Below are 1,674 nucleotides of genomic sequence, written 5' to 3'. Positions count from 1 at the left end.
TTTTCTGGCTTTTGCGGTCCTTTTGCTGCGTAAAATACCCCCTGATGAGAAACCCTAAACAGGCTCACTACTTATCGTAAGAATAGCCGACGAGAATCGGGATGGTCCAGGAGATTTAGTTGGAGGACCTCAACCAATTAATTTTTAATGAAGCACTCTTTATAAGAGCGCTTGGCTGGCCGTATCCAGCACATCATTGTCGAAGGCTTTCAGGTAAATACGCGTCGTGGCTTCGCTATCATGCCCCATCATCTCGCTAATTTGAGCTATTGGGACACCTGATTGCTTGAGCACAGTGGCAAAAGAGTGCCGAGCCACATAAGTGGTAAGCGGCGTATCCACCTCAGCTAATACTGCCAATTCTTTCAGGCTACGGTTGGTTTGCCGCAACACCTTTTGCACCCGGTGGTCGCGCTGTTGCTCGGTCTGGTGAAAGTCGCTAAGGATGGGAAAGATATATGGCGAAGGGCTGGAAGTTGCTAGTTCGCGGTAGTAATCCAGGATTTCTCGCGCTGGGGCAAGAACGTTTACGTTGAAGTTCTCCTTCGTTTTGCGACGACTATAGAAAATACGGTCGTCCCGATAATCCTTCCAGCGCAAGTAAGCCACATCCACGAAGTTGATGCCACGGCAGTAAAAGCTGAACAGGAAGTAGCGACGAGCCTGCGCCTGGGCCGGGTTATCAGTTAGGTCCAAATCCTTGATGCGCTGCAATTCGGTTTTGGAAATGGCGCGGCGGGTGGTCTGGATACGCCGGAACTTGGCGAAGTTGATGCCTTTATATGGGTCGTATTCGTCCGCTACCACTTCCTCCTTGCGGGCATAATTGATGAGCGTCTTAAACGTCCGCAGATAGACGAAAAAGGCATTGGGTTTGGTGCCGCGCTGCAAGTGGTACTCTTCCCAGCGAGTGAGGAACGCGTTGTTAACGTCCGAAAAGCTAAAGTCCTTGTCGCCACGGTAAGCCATCAGGCTCTTCTTGGTGGCATGGAAAATGTCGGCATATCCTAACCGGTCAGAGGCCCTCAAACGCGCTACCCAATGGTCGAAGTAACTAAGAACCGTTTCACGAGTTTGAACCTTACCAAGTTTGACTTTGAGGGACTCGAGGGTATATGGCTTATCGTTGTTCTCCAAGTCGAGAATCACCTTTTCTGCATCCTGCTCGGCCTTGTCAATTGCCCGCTTGATTTCCTGATAAAGGGGGTGCTTGCGCTTGGGCCTGTTGGGCTTGGAATCCCACTCGTCAATATGGCAACTGATGCCCAAACCGATTTTTACTTGCTTTCGGTCTCTGGTGAGGCGCAACAAAATGGGATGCTCGCCATTCTTAAGTACTTTAGATGTATATAAAATGGCTTTTACGGTGGTTTGCATGCCCTTTGTCGGTGTAAACATGGTGTAAACAAAGGTAGCAAAACCAACTAATTACAAGCAAACATAAACAGACTTTATTTATTCAAATCACTGAAAGACAGACAAAAGCAAGCATTAACAAGCAGAAAAAACTTAATATCAATTGCATGGTATGCAAGAGGTCATCGGTTCGACTCCGATATTCTCCACTGAAGGTGTGAATGAAGATAAAAAGCCCGACCAGGAGACTGGCTTGTCCTTACCCAAGTTTTGAAAAAGCGTCGGCCGGCAGGTCGGCGCTTTTTTCGTCGGGCTACT

General features: G+C 48.4%; 1 protein-coding gene. It reads right to left on the bottom strand.

Annotation, left to right across the window (positions count from 1 at the left end; genetic code table 11):
- Positions 1–159: 159 nt before the first annotated feature.
- On the bottom strand, positions 160–1,377 hold the full coding sequence (locus IEW17_RS20555) for a site-specific integrase (protein WP_188563937.1): 1,218 nt from the start codon (positions 1,375–1,377) through the stop codon (positions 160–162).
- Positions 1,378–1,674 lie beyond the last annotated feature (297 nt).

This window comes from Hymenobacter frigidus, from assembly GCF_014640435.1.
Taxonomy (GTDB): Bacteria; Bacteroidota; Bacteroidia; order Cytophagales; family Hymenobacteraceae; genus Hymenobacter; species Hymenobacter frigidus.
The sequence above is the reverse complement of the archived record's forward strand: the minus strand, read 5'-3'. Positions and strand labels throughout refer to the sequence as shown.